A 16,755-nucleotide genomic window follows, 5' to 3' on the forward strand; every position below is an offset into this window, starting at 1 on the left:
AAACTAATAGTAATAGACACGGTTAATCCAACAGAGATAAGGGGGCTTATACATGGATCACGACATTCGCTATAATCAAACAATGATTCGCTATCAAGATGGTGAATTGATTGAAACAACAGACGATTATGTAACAGAGTTCCCGTTGACAGTTATCGTGAATGGCCACGAATTTGCGACAATTATTTGTAGCCCAAATAATTTGGAAGAACTTGTATTAGGCTTTTTAGCCTCAGAAGGTGTCATCTTTAAACGAGAAGATTTGCTACAACTTGAATTAGATGATCAGCGTGGTTATGCACATGTAAAAGTTACGACTGATATTGAACAAGCAAACTACCTTTCGACAAAACGTATGGTTGCTTCCTGTTGTGGTAAAAGCAGAGAATTTTACTTTCAAAATGATGCTGCCATTGCTAAAACTTCTATGTCCACTATCAAATTGGCACCATCGCAAATACTTCATATGATGTCACAACTACAAGCACATAGTACAACATTTATCGCAACTGGCGGACTACATAATGCGGCGATTAGCGACGGACATTCGTTTTATGTTCATCGCCAAGACATCGGACGACATAATGCGCTTGATAAGCTTTACGGCTACTGTATTAAACGACATATCTCTGTACGCAACAAAATATTAATCTTTAGCGGGCGTATCTCATCTGAAATATTAATTAAAGCCGCAAAGATTGGTGTTGGTATGATCATTTCTAAGTCAGCACCGACGACACTTGCAGTACAACTTGCACAAGACTTGAACATTACAGCTATCGGTTTCGTAAGAGAAGGTCACTTTAACATATATAGTCATCCAGAACGTGTAGTGGGTGCACCGAAACTACTCAATACATCACAGCAATGTACCTAATAGAAATGCCACTGTTTCACAATGATGTGCACAGTGGCTTTCTTAATGCTTCTATTTTTATTCTTTAAGTGCTGAATATTGAAAGCCCATATATGTATATCCTTGTTTTATATACATATCTTTAGCTGTATCTTCTGCATCAGCTACGAGTATCACCGGCTTTTCTCCTGCTAAATCACCAACTGCTGCTTGCATACGCGAGCCAATGCCACGTCGTTGATACTCTGTTAATACCGCAAAACCATCAATCTCCACAAAATGTTCGCTCGAGATCACATTCACAATACCAACAGGCTCAGAATCATTATAAGCAACGTAATACCAAACTTCATGAGATGCGTCCAATAGCATTTCTTTCATATAGTTTTTGCTTTCTATTATATAAGCTTCTCCATATTCAATACTTGAAGGGGTGAAAACAGTAAAATAATCTTCTATGTTCTCTCCAGTCACTCGTTCTAATCGAATAGGCTGTTGTGTCAATTGTCTTAACTGCTCAGATTCAATCATATACAATTCGATACAACCGAGTGAAAAACCTTCTCCCCGCAAGTATTGAAGCATATCAACAGATGGTTTCATATCTTGTGGAAAGACGAAGTTTAGATGTGATGAACCTTGTGCTTTATGTACTTTCTCCTGCTGAATCATGTCATTTTTGAACGTCAATAAGTCAGGCATTTTTTTATAACACCACTTGTTTGCGTCAAATTTAAGCGGTCTCTCGGGCGTTTGATAATATGCTACTCTATCATCTTCTCCAACTAATGAACCGTCCGTATATATATGTGCCATAGTAACATTCATCTGATCACCTGCTTTTTCTATATTTATGCAGACAGTTGTTTCATAATACGTGCTGTCACTGGGTTATGATACAAAGCAACTGCAATTAGACTCGCAATGATCGCTTTGATTAAGTCTCCAGGAATAAATGTCAATGACAGTAACAATGCTTTATCAATTGGCATATGGATAATAAGCGCCATCACAATGCCACCTACTGCATCTAGTAAAACCACACCATATATCACAATGATAGCAAGTGTGCGTCCAAAGTTAAGTTTATCATAGTGACGATCACGTGCCCATCCGATCAAAAACGCAGAGATGATATACATACCAAGGTATCCAGCTGATGGTCCTAAAAATACACCGAAACCACCTCGTCCACCTGATAGTAAAGGAGCTCCTGCCATAACGAGTAATAAAAAGACAATAACACTTAACACCCCATATTTACGACCTAATATGATACCCGCCAAAAAGATACCTACGTTTTGTAATACAATGGGTACGGGTAAGAATGGCAACGGAATCGCTGGCACTAAACCCATTACGGCGATAATAGCTGTCATGAGCGCAGCATAGACTAAATGTTTTGTATTCAATAACTGTTCCTCCTGTATATAAGAAAAATCAGAATCCGTTTCTCTTTTTTGATTCTACGCTGTATTATATCACCCTTGTAAACCTCTAGTCTATAAAAGTTTACAATTTCGAAACTGCGCCAATCAGTGCTGCATTATTTTGCAATCGTGCCACACTAATTTCAGCATGACCATAGCCTTTTGGGAGATATTTTTCTACTTGTGGCACAATCAGTTGTAATAATCTGTCACCCTGTGCAGAAATCCCCCCACCGATAACGATCTCTTGTGGATCATACATTATTTGAATTTCTGCAATTCCACGTGCCACTTCTTCTGCCCATTCTTGTAATTCAAGATGTGCACACGTATCACCCCTATATGCTCTCTCAAACCACTCAGGAATTGGTAGATATGGATATCCCTTATCAGACAATTGTCGTTTCAATCCGTTTGTTGAAGCCCGTTGCTCATAGTTCGTACCCGTTTCAGGATCATAAAGTAAGTTACCAATTTGATTCGGTCGATGACGTGCACCTGTCATCAACCCAAATGCTTTATGATAGTAACTTCCACCAATGCCAGTTCCTAACGTTAAACAGAAAATACTTTCAACATCTTCTGTATGTACTGTGAGTTCACCAAGTAGCGCCGCATCTACATCATTAAAAACATGTAGTTCTTGTACGTATGGTGCCAGATGTTCTGAAAAGTCCGTACCGGTATAATCTATAATATTAGGATTTGCATACGCAATTTTACGTTGTTCTCGATTCACAGCACCCGCTGTTGAAATACCGACACGAATATCAGTCAAATGGTGTTGTTCTTTAAAGGCGCATAATTGTCTTTTAACTTCTTTCACAATCGCATCATCATAATTGACTGGTGTCCGTACTTTTTGATAATGAGAGAGCCCCCCATCTTGTGCGACTATTGCCGACTTAATATATGTTCCACCGATATCAAATGCGATGTTCGTCATAGTATTCTGCCCCTTTCATCAAGTGATCTGTTAGTAATACTTTAGCTTTATCGTAGTTTTGGCTCTTCAATGCTTCATATATTTGTTGATGTTCCTGCATACTATTTAAGTTTTGTGCTTCTGATGTTTCAATCGGTGTTCGATAAAAATAAGCATGTACAACAGCACTCATCTGCTTAAACAACTCTGAATCCACAGCCATCAATAGCTGCGCATGAAATGCACGATCAGTTTCACTGTCAAACTTCGACACATCATCAACAAGAGTTTGTTCCATTCCTTCCAGTGATGCCCGTTCTCTTTCAATAACATCTATGGCAGCCAGTTCAAACGTCAAACGTAACATCATCAAGTCTTTCAGGTTCCCTTGAGACACTTGAAAGCTAAACAGGAAGCCTTCAATAAGCGGACGTATATCTTGTTCTTTAACCAATGTACCACGACCTTGTACACTTTCTGTCACACCTGTATTTTCAAGATAACTCAGCGCCTCCCTAATCACTGAACGACTCACTTGATAATCTTCAGCTAATTGACGTTCTGTCGGCAACTTATCACCTACTTGTAATTGTTCTTTAATAATATGATCCTTTATTTTTTCAACAACCATTTGTTTTAAACTTTGACGTGCCGTCACCTTATCGATAGATTCCACTTTACACATTCCTTTTCCAATCATGTTTATCTTGATGTTTCATTGCCATAGTTAATTTTGCGATTTCCATCTACTGTATTTGACTTTAACTTTTAATACAACGATATCATGACTCATCTAGTTACACACATCATCGTACCAATTGTTTCGGTTTTTGAGAATAGATTTTGTGCGACTCAATTCTAACCGTACTTTTCACAACCTCGTGGTGTCAGTGTTCATAAAGCAGAATTCTCCGTAGAACGTCGCAATTCCACAAAATAAAAAAGCTATTTCGAGAATTGCTTGGGTTCTACTCGAATTCTAAACGCTTTACTCACAACCTCGTGGTGTCAGTGTTCAAAGTACAGAATTTGCGACAGAACTTCACGGCTCTACAAAATCAAAAAGCTATTTTGAGAATTGCTTGGGTTCTGCTCAACCCCTAAGCGCTTCTCTCACAACCTCGTTAGGATATTTTTTTATGTTTTATATTGACCAAATCTTTGATAACGCTTACAATTAAATTATAAATTGGTCAGACCAATATGACAAATAAAAATTTTGGAGGGCTTTTTGTGAATAATGAATTAAAAGGTTTATATGCTGCGCTTCTCGTACCATTTGATGAATCTGGTCAAGTGAAAGAAGCTGGACTCCGCCAAATTGTTAGAAACGCGATTGATGCTCAAAAATTAGATGGTCTATATGTCAACGGAAGTTCAGGAGAGAATTTCTTAATGAATACTGAACAGAAAAAAGAAGTTTTCCGCATTGCTAAAGATGAAGCAAAAGATGCGATTCATCTGATTGCACAAGTTGGTTCTTTAGACTTAAATGAAGCAATTGAACTTGGACAGTACGCAACAGAGTTAGGCTACGATGCACTATCAGCGGTTACACCGTTCTATTATCCATTTACATTTGAAGAAATTCGTGATTACTACTTCAAAATTATCGAAGCAACAAAAAACAATATGATTATTTATTCTATTCCAGGTCTTACTGGTGTGAATATTTCAATTCAACAATTTGAATCATTATTCGAAAATGAATACATTATCGGTGTAAAATACACAGCACCTGACTTCTACTTGTTAGAACGTTTACGTAAAGCGTTCCCTGATAAACTCATCTTCTCAGGATTTGATGAAATGCTTGTACAAGCAGCAATTTCTGGCGTTGATGGGGCGATTGGTTCAACTTATAACATCAATGGTGTTCGTGCTCGTGAAACATTTGAAGCTGCTCAAAATGGTGATGTCGCACGTGCTTATGAATTACAACATGAAACGAATGATATTATCGAATCAGTCATTGCAATGGGACTTTATCCAACACTCAAAGCATTCTTAACTGAAAAAGGTATCGATACAGGACTGCCAAAAGCACCATTCCATCCATTCAATGAAGCACATCGTCCGGTTCTTAAAGATTTGATTACGAAATACAACTTATAATTAGATGGATGATAAATCATTTTCATTGGTTATTCGGAAAGAGATAGCAAATAAGATGCCACATCAATATTTCACGATATTGGCACCCTATCTCTTTCCTTTTTATCACTAATACATGATAACGCTTACAAATGTTCGGCTTATAAATTTGTAACTTCTAAAAGGGGTTTTTACTTTGGAAACAATTGGTTTTGGTTTTTGGAACTGGGTTGCACTCGTTCTCTATTTACTACTCATGCTATGCATCGGAGCGTTCTTTACAAAACGTGCAGGTAAAGATACAGACAGCTTCTTTACCGCTAGTGGTCGATTGCCAGCCTGGGTGGTTGGTTTCTCAATTTATGCTACAACTTTAAGCGCCATCACTTTTATGTCGACGCCAGAAAAATCATTTTTAACAGACTGGTCGTACATTGCGGGTAACGTAGCCATTGTCGCTATTATTCCTTTACTCATTTATTTCTATATTCCATTTTTCAAAAAATTACGTGTTACGTCAGCATATGAATATTTAGAAGCGCGTTTTAATCCTGCAGTTCGTGTTATCGGATCATTACTTTTCGTCTTCTTCCATTTAGGACGAATTGCTATTGTTATTTACTTACCAACACTTGCGATTACTTCCGTGTCTGATATTAATCCATATGTTGTTGCAAGTCTCGTGGGTCTTTTATGTATCATTTATACATTCCTTGGTGGTTTTGAAGGCGTTGTATGGAGTGACTTTATTCAAGGTGTCATCTTACTAGGTGGTGCACTGGTTATTATCATCATGGGGATTGCACATATTGACGGTGGGTTTTCATCTGTCGTAAGTGATGCCGTTGAAAATAAAAAATTATTAAGCATTGATAACTGGAAATTGAATGCGACAGCTGCAGCCATTCCAATCATCTTTTTAGGAAGTGTCTTTAACAACTTACAGCAATACACTGCGAGTCAAGATGTAGTACAACGTTACCAAGCATCTGAATCACTGAAGGAAACGTCTCAGTCAATCTGGACGAACGGTCTTTTAGCCATTATCTCTGCGCCTCTTTTCTACGGTATGGGAACTGTACTATATGTATTCTATGCACAACATCAAACATTACCAGAAGGCTTTAATACATCATCAATCGTGCCGTATTTCATCTTAACTGAAATGCCACCATTCGTTGCTGGTTTATTAATTGCCGCTATTTTCGCAGCCGCGCAATCAACGATTTCTTCAAGTTTGAACTCAATCGCTGCTTGTCTGTCTGTCGATATTAAACAACGTTTCTTCGGAAAGAAAAGCGAAAAAGCAGAAGTACGCTTCGCACGTTTTGCAACAGTTGCAGTCGGTCTGGTTGGTATGCTGATTTCGCTCTATTTAATCGCTGCCGACTCAAATGATATCTGGGACTTATTCCTATTAATCACAGGGCTCTTTGGTGTACCAATTGCGGGTATCTTTGCAGTAGGTATCTTTACAAAACGTACACACGGTGTAGGTGTTATTGTAGGTATCATCGTAGCAGTTATTGCAAGCTACTTCTTACAAGGTATTGGTGGTGCAGGTTCTCCATTCTACGTATCTATCCTTGCCTTTGCAATCGCCTTTATCGTTGCATATGTTGCGAGTCTTATCATCCCACAACCAAAGAAAGATATTGCGGGACTTACTATTTTCGACAAACACGGAGAAGTGACTTATCAATCAAAACAACATTAAATCTAAATACAAAAAAGGGAGTGGGACAGAAATCTTTTTTACTAAAAAAGATTTCATCGTCCCACCCCGGCAAGGGTGACTAGAAGTTTTGCAGTAGCTGATTGATATGTGACTACGTTTACTTAATAAACTTGTCACACATCTAATCATCTTTGCAGGGGCACTACGACAAAATCATTATAAATGTTTATGATTTTTGTAATGCTCCCAAAGTTTGAAATACGCATTTTCACTTCAGACACCTATTGCCATTACACTTATTTCTACATCTTAAAAACAGGAGCTGAGCACTATGTCTCAGTTCCTGTTTTTCTGTTACTTATTCATTAATTGTTCTTTCAAGCCTTTACGCATAATGTCTAAAGTATACGGATCATTGTACCAGTATACATTAGAATCTACTTTGATCACACGATCATTTTTAACAGCTGGTAAGTTTTTCCACATATCTGTTTGTTGGAATTCTGGTTCAGCAGATCCTTTTGCTTGTGCACTCACCACAACATCTCCAGCATATTTCGCAACTTCTTCTTTAGAAATCTCTGTCCAACCATCTTTTTTAGTCGCTTTTTCTAATTCTGTTGGCATATTCAAACCAAATGCTTGATAGACAACTTCACTTCCACGCCCCCAGTTTTTACCGTATGCGTAGATTTTTTTATCAAAATCTTCAAAGATTGAAACTGTTGTATCTTCACCAAGATGTTTTCTAATTTCTTTACCATCTTTTGTCGTTTGTTTCTCCCAATCAGCTTTCCATTCTTTGACTTGATCTTCTTTGCCGACTATTTTACCAAGTAATTCTTGTTGTTCTAAGTAGTTGTATTGAACGTAGTCGATTGCAAGTGTTGGTGCAATCTTTTCTAATTTTTTAACATTCTTGTCTGTATTGTACGTTAAAATTAAGTCTGGTTTCAAAGTCGCTACTTTTTCGACATCTTCAGCACCTAACTTTTCAACATTTTTAAACTGTTTTGCTAATACAGGACTTTGATCAACACTTTCAACAACACCTGCAATATTAGCATCTAAATATTTAAGTCCACCCGCATATGTTGGTGATAATATCACAATGCGTTTTGGATCTTTTGGAATGTCTACTTTTTGTGAACCGTCTGCTGTTTTTAATTCAAGCGATTGCATCTCAGCCTTAGACTCTTTGCTATTATTACTTTGACCACATGCTGCAAGAACAAAAACAACTGCTAATAAAGAAAATAGTAATCTTTTCATCAGTACATCTCCCATAATTTAATTGATAATGATTATCATTGTTATTATATGTTGTTTTATTATTTAAAGCAATCAATTTTTCAAAAAAATAACAGATAGTTAAAATAGTACGAGACTTTTTAACTATCTGCTTCTATAATGAACGGTCTTTCAATCAAAAATGCTTGTGTTACCGACTATCATGACTTTCAGGCAGTGTTCTCACCCATGTAAACAACGCAATCGTTTGTATCGCTAACATGATCACTAAACCGATGCGTACCCAGAAGATATCCACCATCCACATAGAAAAACCTACAACAAGATACACACTCAATAGTAACTGTATCTTTTTTCGCATAGTGTAGCCTCTATATTTGCGGAAGTCTTCCACATACGCTTGATAAAGATGTGTTTTCACTAGCCAATCATGTAGACGATCCGAACTTTTCGCAAAACATATAACAGCGACTAACAAAAAAGGTGTTGTCGGCAATAGAGGTAATACGGCTCCAGCAAATCCAAGTAGGGTGAAAATAACGCCAACCGGTAATAACAATAACCGCATAAAATATTCTCCTTTAATAGAATATCTCTATTATATAGCTCGTAAAAGCAACTTTCAATCTCTGTCAATGATATGCATACATTGTTCATATACAGATCATATCAACATACTACCTATTTTATAGTATCAAAATGACATCATTTACAAATGCTCACGACGCTCTTCTAAGACACCATGTGAAATATTCGTATATGTCATATCCTCCATCGGTGGGTTATGCAATCCTGCACGCATATCACGATAATAACGTTGTAAAGGTCTGTCCATTTCTAAGCTTTTTGCGCCAACAATACGCATTGCTAAGTCTACAACATCTAGACCTTCATTCATCACGATAATTTTAATTGCAGCTGTTTCAGCAGAGATATCATCTACATCACCTAGAGTTTGGTAAGCGCGTGCTGTACTCCATAGCATGTGGCGTGCTGTTAATAACTTCGTTTCCATTTTTCCTAAGTTTTGTTGTACGACTGGAAGGTCACTAATCGTTCCTTCAATACTGTTAGGACTGTGCGTTAAACTAAAGTCAATGGCATAGTCACGTGCTGCTTGTGCAATACCTAAATATGTACTTGGAATATGTAGCATCCAGCCATTTTGAAACTTCGGTTCTTCTCCTTTGATTTCTACTAAATATTTCTCATGTACTTTTACGTCATTCATTACCAAGTCATGGCTTTCTGTTGCTCTCATACCAACAACGTTCCAGTTATCTGCCACTTCTAATCCTTCTGCTTCTTTTGGAATATAGAAGAATCCTACTTTTTCTTTATGTGGAATATACGCTGCAACAATAACATGCGTTAAACCACGACTCATTGACGTAAATGTTTTAACACCATTAAGCGTATACGTATCTCCTTCTAATGTCGCATGTGTGCTCGGTCTACCACCACGTGTTGGGCTACCCGTTTCTGCTTCACTAACAGCACGGTTAATCAATGCACCCGCTTTTACCGCTTCTGCAAACTCATCTAACACATCTTTGTTCCATAATTGTCTTTCAAAAAGTTCTCCAACGAGTCCAACATGCCATCCGATAGACAATGCTGTCGCACCATCGATTGATCCTAATACAGACTGTAAAACGACCATGTCTTCAATTGTTGCGCCAGCACCTCCATATTCTTTTGGCAATGTGAGTTGTGTATATCCTGAATCGACAAGCCATTGAATGTTTTCATACGGAAAGCGGCTTTGTTCATCATTTGATTGTGCATATGACTGAAATTCCTCACGTTGTTGCTCTAACTTCTGAATCCATTCACGTTGTATCTCTGTTTGAACTAAAACTGATCTCATAATTGCATTCACAACCTTCTTATTCTTAGTTATTTACTCAACATTATAATATATTTTACTCGGAATTCCTATACTTCTACAAAATGCTACACGATTGTCACAAATGCACAATAAAAAAGCTGCGGCAAATACATCCACAGAAGTTAAGATTAAAGTGTTTAGAATTTGATCAGAACTCCCATGATTTTGGTTCGCTTCTTTATCAGATTCTCAAAACACAAAGTTATTATGTCTCAACTGCTGTTTATTCACACACAGCTTATACTCATTTTTTCAACGATTATTCACATATATAATTGTTTCATTAAAACAGTTTTTCGATCTTTTCGAACAATAAATCCATTTTTCGATATTGTGCTTTATTGACTTCAACAATAACGGTACGCTCATCTTGTTCATTTCTTTTTTTCGATAAGAAACCTAGTTCTTTTAACTTCTGTAACGCCTTCGTAATGTAATACGGTTTGAATTCAGATGCACGTATTATGTCTTTGACGTTGTATGATTCCTTGCGATTGTCATGAATAAATGTCAAAATAAACAGTTCTTCATACGTTAGATTGAATTGACGTTTAATCGTTGATTGCAAATACTTCGACGTGTAACTAATGACCATAAGATCTTTCATATCTTTCACTGCATACTTTTCCATATTGGTCCCCCCTAATATACCTCTAAGTTAATGATAGATATATTAAATCAAACTACAAACTATATAAACGATTAAGTTTAAATCTTTTGTAACTATATTTTAAATTTTATTCACTTCGTTAGCAATATTTTCTCATTTAGCTTTTCAGTTGTTTTCATCTTAAATTTCACTTCACTTTTATTACATTTAGCGTTATAATTTTCTTTTTTACACTTTATCATTTTAACTATAAATGTCCTTGCGACAAATACAAAGAGGTCAGCCCATTATCGGACTGACCTCTTTGTTGTTTTCTTATTTTTTGGAAAGAAATGTATCTGCTAAACTCATTCCAGCAAGTTTAGCAACGTCAATTGCATGTTGTGCGCCTTCTTTACCGTGTCCTGCTTGTAAGTGTTTAGCAATCGCAACACCCATTACACCTAAAGTAATTATTGAACCTGCTTGTGATAGACGTTTACTGAATAGGCTAAGACCTAATAAACCAGCGGCAGCCGCTTCTGCTGCACCTACTACTTTTACTAATTCAGGTTGTAAGTTAAATTGTTCAAAGGCTTGTTTCATTCCCTCATCACCTTTTAACTTCGGTTGTGCTGCATCGAACATTTCTTTTGCTACTTTTAAGTTTGTTGCATATCTTGTAATCATTCTGTATCTCTCCTTATTTATCTGCAAAATATTCATCAACAATCGATTTGACTTTTTCACCTAATAGACGTATTGAATTCATCGTACGTTCATGTGGCATTGATCCGATTGGCAAATGTAACATAAAACGTGTAATACCTAATGCTTCTACTGTATCGATAATTTTCTGAGCAACTGTCTCCGGGCTTCCTACATATAGCGCACCGTCCGGCCCAACTTCTCGTAAATAATGTTCCATTGTAAATAATGGCCATCCACGTTCTTTCGCTAGTACGTTATGATGTTGCTCTGTTGGTCGATAAAACTCACGCTGTGCTTGCTCATCCGTTTCAGCAATATAGCCCCATGAATGCGTCGCTACTTGTAATTGATTACCATCGTATCCTTCAGACTCAGCAGCTGCACGATACATTGCAACATTTCTCGCAAAACGTCTCGGATTTCCACCGATAATCGCATAAGTAATCGGAAGGCCTAAGCGCCCTGCTTTCAGCGAAGATTCTGGCGTACCACCTGTCGCTAACCAAATCGGCAGCGTTTGTTGTTCGGCTCTTGGATAAATACCGAGACCGTCAATACTCGGTCTCAATTGCCCTTCCCAATGTACGACAGCATGCTGATTAATCGTCATCAGCAAGTCTAACTTTTCATCAAAGAGTTGTTGATAATCATTCAAATCATAACCAAAAAGTGGAAATGATTCAATAAACGAGCCTCGACCTGCCATAATTTCTGCACGTCCATTTGACAGTGCATCAAGTGTCGCAAACTGCTGATATACACGGACTGGATCATTTGATGACAAAACGGTTACTGCTGATGATAATTTGATATGCTTTGTTACCGTTGCTGCAGCAGCCAATACTGTCCCCGGATCAGATACTGCATAATCAGGACGATGATGCTCTCCTAAACCATAGACATCTAGCCCGACTTGATCTGCTAACTTAATCTCTTCAACGATATGACGAATACGTTCACCATTAGATAAGGCTGGCATATGCTCATCTTCTGTATAAATATCTTGGTTATCTCCAAATGATGTTAAGCCGATTTCTACTCTTGTCATGTGTGTATCCCTCACTTTCGGTATATTTTTTATACTTGAATTATATTCCCAAATGATGCCCTTGTCAACACGAGTATAAGCATATACTAAAAAGGTGTGGAATCCTTTCTATTACAAGCTTCTCACACCTTCAAACATCATACTTATTCATCTGTTCTTGCACATAATCAATAATTTCATCTACTTGAATACTTTGAATATGTCTCATCGTTACTTTATCAACTTCAAATACTATCCATAACATATTATCTTCCAATAAGATACTCCTTTAAATTCATGTTGACCATTCACGGTATATTCAATTTCCCCCAATTAAGATCAAGATTTGTATTTTTTGTTCGTTTTCAAACTTATTAATATTCACACGCTTGACCTTTGTTTCAAAATGATGTCTTTTTGCTTTGTTAAATTATCGATGAATGATCACGAATCAAAACTTCGAAAATTATTTATAGATTACACTATCGTTACTGACCGGTTTAATCGATTATTTATTAACAATTTAATATCGTTTGATATTGCACAATATAAAAGAATCTATCTAATTTTTTTGATAATAATAACATTCAAATAAAATATACTCTTACATCATATTTGTGCTATTATCTATATTGATTATATGACTCAGGAGATTATATGATGAAAAAAGTAAATAAACCATTGTATTTTTACTTATTAATGTTCTTTTCTACGACGTTTATTGGTGCCATTTTACTATATTTACCATTCACTGGTGAGAAACCAATAAGCTTTATTGATGCGTTATTCGTTGCGTCTAGCGCTTTTACAGTTACTGGCTTATCTCCGGTTGATATCGGTGCACAATTTAATGTTTTAGGCGAATTCATTATACTTTTATTAATTCAAGTTGGTGGCTTAGGAATTGTAACAGTAACAATACTTACCTTAGTGTTTTTAAACAAAAAAATATCATTACAGAATCGATTTTTGATAATGGTTACATGGAATATTGACGAAGTTGGAGGCGTAATTAAATTAATAAAACATTTAACTATATATAGCTTAGTAACTGAATTAATAGGAACGTTATGTTTAACATTATCATTTATACCTCGATTTGGATTTGAAAAAGGATTATTTTTAAGTGTATTTACCTCTGTGTCAGCTTTTAATAATGCTGGATTCGCATTATTTAAGAATAATTTAATGGGCTTCACAAGCGATCCAGTAGTCATAATAATTATCCCTATTCTTATTATTATGGGTGGATTGGGTCATTTAGTAATTGTTGATTTGATTTATTGCAAAACATTAAATAAATTAACTTTACATTCAAAACTGGTTTTAACAACGTCTATTATCTTAATAGCTTTTGGAAGTGTAGCATTCTTTTTGTTAGAACAACAGAATACTATGTCTCACATGGGATTAATAGAAAAGATTGGAAATGCGATATTCCAATCTGTTACTACTAGAACAGCTGGATTTAACAGTGTCGATATAGGCAATATCTCAACACCGACATCGTTATTATTTATGATGCTTATGTTTATAGGTGGTGCTCCGCTAAGTACAGCTGGGGGTATAAAAGTGACAACATTTGCACTAGTTTTTATGTTTGTTTTAAATACTATACGAAAAGAAAACACTACTACTTTATTCAATAGAGAAGTATCTGATAAATATATTAAACTGGCTGTTGCTACTACATTTATTTCGCTTGCCTTTATAGTCTCCATAACTTTTATATTGGCTATAATAAATCCAACTATCCCTTTTATAAAAATTTCATTTGAAGTTGTTTCAGCTTTTGGTACTGTTGGATTAACAATGGATTTCACTTCTGAATATCAAGGTATCACTAAGCTGATTATCATAATTGTCATGCTTTTTGGGAAAGTTGGTCTATTAACTATACTAAGAGCATTAATACCACCAAAGACATCTAAGAATTTCCATTACACTAAAGGACATATTCACATTTAATCAATTTAACTTAACATAACACGTAGTCATCACTACATTCATTTAAGTGAGTGGGACGACGAAAGGTGAACATCCGCTAAAAAAGGTGTGAGAATCCTTCTATTACAAGCTTCTCACACCTTCATATATTATACGTTATGATATTTATTTATCTGTTCTTGCACATAACCAATAAATTCATCTACTTGGCTACTTTGTATATGTCTCATCGCAACTTGCCCCACTTCAAATCCCATCCATAATGTTTCATCTTCTAAAGACACGCTTGAAATTTGATTGTATGGAATGTTGCGATAATAAAATTGACCGTTCATATCAACATTCATAATTAAGCGTTCGTTTGTCGCAATATACGCCCCTTCAAATTCACGCTGACCATCAACAACATATTCAATTTTCCCCAATACAGAAGGTCCTGCTTTTTCAGTTGGAAATAAATCTTCTGGATTCACTTTATCTAAAATCATTATCTTTCTCCTTTGTTTATTACAGTTCCTTACATATATGATTAATATGAGATTAAGCCGATATTTTCACGTCCCAAGTAATCAATCGTTAAACCTTCATTGTATAAATCACGATCTAAAATAGTCGAAGCAATCGTAATAATCGCATCAATATTCGGTGTCGGCACACCAATCTCACGTCCTAAACTTGACCATAGAACAAGACCATATGCGATATCTTCTGTAAGATAGCGATTGTTCACCTTATGTGGCCCTGGTATTTGAGAAAATACTGGACTGTGGTTAAAGATTTTATTTAATGGCTCGTCTTCCATCTCTCTTTCTAAATAACCACGTTCAATACGTGCCTCTTTCGCCGTCTCGAGTTCAAAACCAAGCTTACGTCCTAACGACAAGCGCTCAAGTTCTACCGCATGTAATAAACGCACCGTATGTTTCGTAATCCCTTCTTTGTATAACGCAAAGTGATCGCTATAATCAATACGGCCAACATTCAGTAGCACCGGCCCTGGATGAACTTCTGGATTACCATTCTCAAGGTTCGTACGCCATAGACTTTCTTCTTTCACGATATATGGATAAATGCGTTCAACTTTGTTAAATGCATCAATGAGATCTTTCTCTTCAAATGTTGAAAAATAAACTTTGCGTACTTTTAATGATAAATCAACTCTAGCTTCTTCAAAGTCAACACGTGTTCCATATGTGAGTGTATTCGCTTCTGCAAGGACTGGACGTGCATCAATTTTATATTCATTCAGTACTTTAATAAAACGTGCAGACCCCATTGCTGCCGCCATATTAAAGAAGACAATTTGATTTTCTGTTACATGATGTGCCATCAATTCTGCATAGTACTCAATATGTGAAGATGGGATGACAACCATGACAATTTCTGCATCTTCTAAAACATACGCCATATTATCGCTAACTGCCGTAAATTCCACAAAACTTTCTTTACCTTCGTTATTGTAATGAAATCCCCCTTGTGCTAACGCTTTATCAAACTTATCGATAGATTGATTTCGACAATATAACTTCACATCGTGTCCTTGATCCACCATATCAATCGCTGCTGTTACAGCGCCATTCCCTGATCCTACAACCGCTATTTTCATATATACCCTTCTTTCTCTATCTCATTTTCTAATGACACAAACATCTATTGTGTTCAACAGAATGTTACCAAAATGTACTCGGAAATGAAATTGTTTTTTATCATTCAATCTATGTTTACCCTATATCATCACAATTCATGTACTTCATTGTGATTCTTTATCATTTTCATGTAGAATATAAGTAAAGATTATAATACAAAGGGGGACAATTTATGGAAACATATGAAACACACCAACAAAATCACTATCCGTTAGAACCATCTGACGATGAAAAGTTAATGGCTTTTTTGATATATGCAACTTCTTTTTTTACAACAATTATAGGTCCTTTAGTTATTTGGTTACTTAAACGTGATGATTCAAAGTTTGTTGATACAACAGGTAAAAACTATTTAAACTTCATTCTTTCTTATACAATATGGGGCATAGCAGGAACAGTGTTACTATTGATACTTGTTGGTTTTATTATTTTACCAATACTCGCTATTCTTGCTTTTGTATTTCAAATTGTTGCATTAATTAAAGCATATCAAGGCGAAGACTATTTACCACCACTTTCTATCCGATTCTTCAAATAATAGAACACACTCATACAATAATAGCTGGTATATTGCCATGTTATTATTGTATTTTTTTATGAGAGACCACAAGATCTCGAACACGCTTTGCCAGTTTCCCAGAGAAATCCCCCTATGTAACTCCCACACCTTGTATTCTCACCTATGGTTTTCTATACTTAAGGAGAAAGGT

General features: G+C 36.2%; 18 protein-coding genes. 5 read left to right on the forward strand and 13 right to left on the reverse strand.

The window, feature by feature from the left end; genetic code table 11:
* Positions 1 to 52 precede the first annotated feature (52 nt).
* Positions 53 to 877, forward strand: a complete 825-nt coding sequence (fdhD, locus tag MUA51_RS09015; protein WP_262559469.1) for a formate dehydrogenase accessory sulfurtransferase FdhD — start codon at positions 53 to 55, stop codon at positions 875 to 877.
* A 57-nt stretch (positions 878 to 934) separates the two neighbouring features.
* Here the strand turns inward: fdhD and MUA51_RS09020 are convergent, their stop codons facing one another.
* The 4 genes from MUA51_RS09020 to MUA51_RS09035 all read right to left on the reverse strand — a co-directional run bounded on the left by MUA51_RS09020 (position 935) and on the right by MUA51_RS09035 (position 3,887).
* A complete protein-coding gene (locus MUA51_RS09020) occupies positions 935 to 1,684 on the reverse strand; it encodes a GNAT family N-acetyltransferase (RefSeq protein WP_262559471.1) in 750 nt (249 codons plus the stop codon).
* 23 nt (positions 1,685 to 1,707) lie between these two features.
* Positions 1,708 to 2,268: a biotin transporter BioY gene (locus tag MUA51_RS09025; protein ID WP_262559472.1), complete on the reverse strand. Its 561-nt coding sequence runs from the start codon at positions 2,266 to 2,268 to the stop codon at positions 1,708 to 1,710.
* A 100-nt stretch (positions 2,269 to 2,368) separates the two neighbouring features.
* Complete coding sequence (locus MUA51_RS09030) at positions 2,369 to 3,232, reverse strand: ROK family protein (RefSeq protein ID WP_262559473.1); 864 nt, start codon at positions 3,230 to 3,232, stop codon at positions 2,369 to 2,371.
* The gene (locus MUA51_RS09035; RefSeq protein ID WP_262559475.1) at positions 3,213 to 3,887 is read right to left on the reverse strand and encodes a FadR/GntR family transcriptional regulator; all 675 of its coding nucleotides are present in this window, start codon (positions 3,885 to 3,887) and stop codon (positions 3,213 to 3,215) included. The genes MUA51_RS09030 and MUA51_RS09035 overlap by 20 nt, the downstream gene beginning before the upstream one ends.
* Before the next feature lie 557 nt (positions 3,888 to 4,444).
* Between MUA51_RS09035 and MUA51_RS09040 the strand changes: the two genes are divergently transcribed.
* Positions 4,445 to 5,326 (forward strand): N-acetylneuraminate lyase, encoded by an 882-nt coding sequence (locus MUA51_RS09040; protein WP_262559477.1) that lies wholly within the window; start codon positions 4,445 to 4,447, stop codon positions 5,324 to 5,326.
* Between the two features lie 175 nt (positions 5,327 to 5,501).
* Positions 5,502 to 7,022: a sodium:solute symporter family protein gene (locus MUA51_RS09045; protein ID WP_262559480.1), complete on the forward strand. Its 1,521-nt coding sequence runs from the start codon at positions 5,502 to 5,504 to the stop codon at positions 7,020 to 7,022.
* A gap of 315 nt (positions 7,023 to 7,337) precedes the next feature.
* Here the strand turns inward: MUA51_RS09045 and MUA51_RS09050 are convergent, their stop codons facing one another.
* From MUA51_RS09050 to MUA51_RS09080, 7 genes are all read right to left on the reverse strand, one after another.
* Positions 7,338 to 8,255, reverse strand: a complete 918-nt coding sequence (locus MUA51_RS09050; RefSeq protein ID WP_262559482.1) for an ABC transporter substrate-binding protein — start codon at positions 8,253 to 8,255, stop codon at positions 7,338 to 7,340.
* 169 nt (positions 8,256 to 8,424) lie between these two features.
* Entirely contained in the window at positions 8,425 to 8,802 is a 378-nt protein-coding gene (locus MUA51_RS09055; protein ID WP_262559483.1) for a YbaN family protein, read from the reverse strand.
* A gap of 141 nt (positions 8,803 to 8,943) precedes the next feature.
* On the reverse strand, positions 8,944 to 10,104 hold the full coding sequence (locus tag MUA51_RS09060; RefSeq protein ID WP_262559484.1) for an acyl-CoA dehydrogenase family protein: 1,161 nt from the start codon (positions 10,102 to 10,104) through the stop codon (positions 8,944 to 8,946).
* A gap of 304 nt (positions 10,105 to 10,408) precedes the next feature.
* Positions 10,409 to 10,756: a transcriptional regulator, SarA/Rot family gene (locus tag MUA51_RS09065; protein WP_276580941.1), complete on the reverse strand. Its 348-nt coding sequence runs from the start codon at positions 10,754 to 10,756 to the stop codon at positions 10,409 to 10,411.
* 294 nt (positions 10,757 to 11,050) lie between these two features.
* Positions 11,051 to 11,404, reverse strand: a complete 354-nt coding sequence (locus MUA51_RS09070; protein WP_262559485.1) for a DoxX family protein — start codon at positions 11,402 to 11,404, stop codon at positions 11,051 to 11,053.
* 13 nt (positions 11,405 to 11,417) lie between these two features.
* Positions 11,418 to 12,473: an LLM class flavin-dependent oxidoreductase gene (locus tag MUA51_RS09075; protein WP_262559486.1), complete on the reverse strand. Its 1,056-nt coding sequence runs from the start codon at positions 12,471 to 12,473 to the stop codon at positions 11,418 to 11,420.
* A 130-nt stretch (positions 12,474 to 12,603) separates the two neighbouring features.
* Positions 12,604 to 12,729, reverse strand: coding sequence for a hypothetical protein (locus MUA51_RS09080; RefSeq protein ID WP_262559487.1), 126 nt, complete (start codon positions 12,727 to 12,729; stop codon positions 12,604 to 12,606).
* Between the two features lie 383 nt (positions 12,730 to 13,112).
* Here MUA51_RS09080 and MUA51_RS09085 point away from each other — a divergent pair, with 383 nt between their 5' ends.
* Positions 13,113 to 14,420 (forward strand): TrkH family potassium uptake protein, encoded by a 1,308-nt coding sequence (locus MUA51_RS09085; protein WP_262559488.1) that lies wholly within the window; start codon positions 13,113 to 13,115, stop codon positions 14,418 to 14,420.
* Positions 14,421 to 14,548: 128 nt separating this feature from the next.
* On the opposite strand, the gene MUA51_RS09090 is transcribed toward MUA51_RS09085, so the two are convergent.
* The gene (locus MUA51_RS09090) at positions 14,549 to 14,887 is read right to left on the reverse strand and encodes a PH domain-containing protein (RefSeq protein ID WP_262559490.1); all 339 of its coding nucleotides are present in this window, start codon (positions 14,885 to 14,887) and stop codon (positions 14,549 to 14,551) included.
* 41 nt (positions 14,888 to 14,928) lie between these two features.
* Complete coding sequence (locus MUA51_RS09095; protein ID WP_262559491.1) at positions 14,929 to 16,005, reverse strand: NAD/NADP-dependent octopine/nopaline dehydrogenase family protein; 1,077 nt, start codon at positions 16,003 to 16,005, stop codon at positions 14,929 to 14,931.
* Between the two features lie 212 nt (positions 16,006 to 16,217).
* Here MUA51_RS09095 and MUA51_RS09100 point away from each other — a divergent pair, with 212 nt between their 5' ends.
* The gene (locus tag MUA51_RS09100) at positions 16,218 to 16,583 is read left to right on the forward strand and encodes a DUF4870 domain-containing protein (RefSeq protein WP_262559493.1); all 366 of its coding nucleotides are present in this window, start codon (positions 16,218 to 16,220) and stop codon (positions 16,581 to 16,583) included.
* Positions 16,584 to 16,755: the final 172 nt, after the last annotated feature.

This window comes from Staphylococcus sp. IVB6214 (genome assembly GCF_025558585.1).
In the GTDB taxonomy this organism is placed as follows: domain Bacteria; phylum Bacillota; class Bacilli; order Staphylococcales; family Staphylococcaceae; genus Staphylococcus.

Excerpts from the sequence above, each read along its gene's own strand:
- fdhD (WP_262559469.1), top strand. The coding sequence starts at position 53 with ATGGATCACGACATTCGCTATAATCAAACAATGATTCGCTATCAAGAT.
- MUA51_RS09020 (WP_262559471.1), bottom strand. The coding sequence starts at position 1,684 with ATGAATGTTACTATGGCACATATATATACGGACGGTTCATTAGTTGGA.
- MUA51_RS09030 (WP_262559473.1), bottom strand. The coding sequence starts at position 3,232 with ATGACGAACATCGCATTTGATATCGGTGGAACATATATTAAGTCGGCA.
- MUA51_RS09050 (WP_262559482.1), bottom strand. The coding sequence starts at position 8,255 with ATGAAAAGATTACTATTTTCTTTATTAGCAGTTGTTTTTGTTCTTGCA.
- MUA51_RS09055 (WP_262559483.1), bottom strand. The coding sequence starts at position 8,802 with ATGCGGTTATTGTTATTACCGGTTGGCGTTATTTTCACCCTACTTGGA.
- MUA51_RS09060 (WP_262559484.1), bottom strand. The coding sequence starts at position 10,104 with ATGAGATCAGTTTTAGTTCAAACAGAGATACAACGTGAATGGATTCAG.
- MUA51_RS09065 (WP_276580941.1), bottom strand. The coding sequence starts at position 10,756 with ATGGAAAAGTATGCAGTGAAAGATATGAAAGATCTTATGGTCATTAGT.
- MUA51_RS09070 (WP_262559485.1), bottom strand. The coding sequence starts at position 11,404 with ATGATTACAAGATATGCAACAAACTTAAAAGTAGCAAAAGAAATGTTC.
- MUA51_RS09075 (WP_262559486.1), bottom strand. The coding sequence starts at position 12,473 with ATGACAAGAGTAGAAATCGGCTTAACATCATTTGGAGATAACCAAGAT.
- MUA51_RS09085 (WP_262559488.1), top strand. The coding sequence starts at position 13,113 with ATGAAAAAAGTAAATAAACCATTGTATTTTTACTTATTAATGTTCTTT.
- MUA51_RS09090 (WP_262559490.1), bottom strand. The coding sequence starts at position 14,887 with ATGATTTTAGATAAAGTGAATCCAGAAGATTTATTTCCAACTGAAAAA.
- MUA51_RS09095 (WP_262559491.1), bottom strand. The coding sequence starts at position 16,005 with ATGAAAATAGCGGTTGTAGGATCAGGGAATGGCGCTGTAACAGCAGCG.
- MUA51_RS09100 (WP_262559493.1), top strand. The coding sequence starts at position 16,218 with ATGGAAACATATGAAACACACCAACAAAATCACTATCCGTTAGAACCA.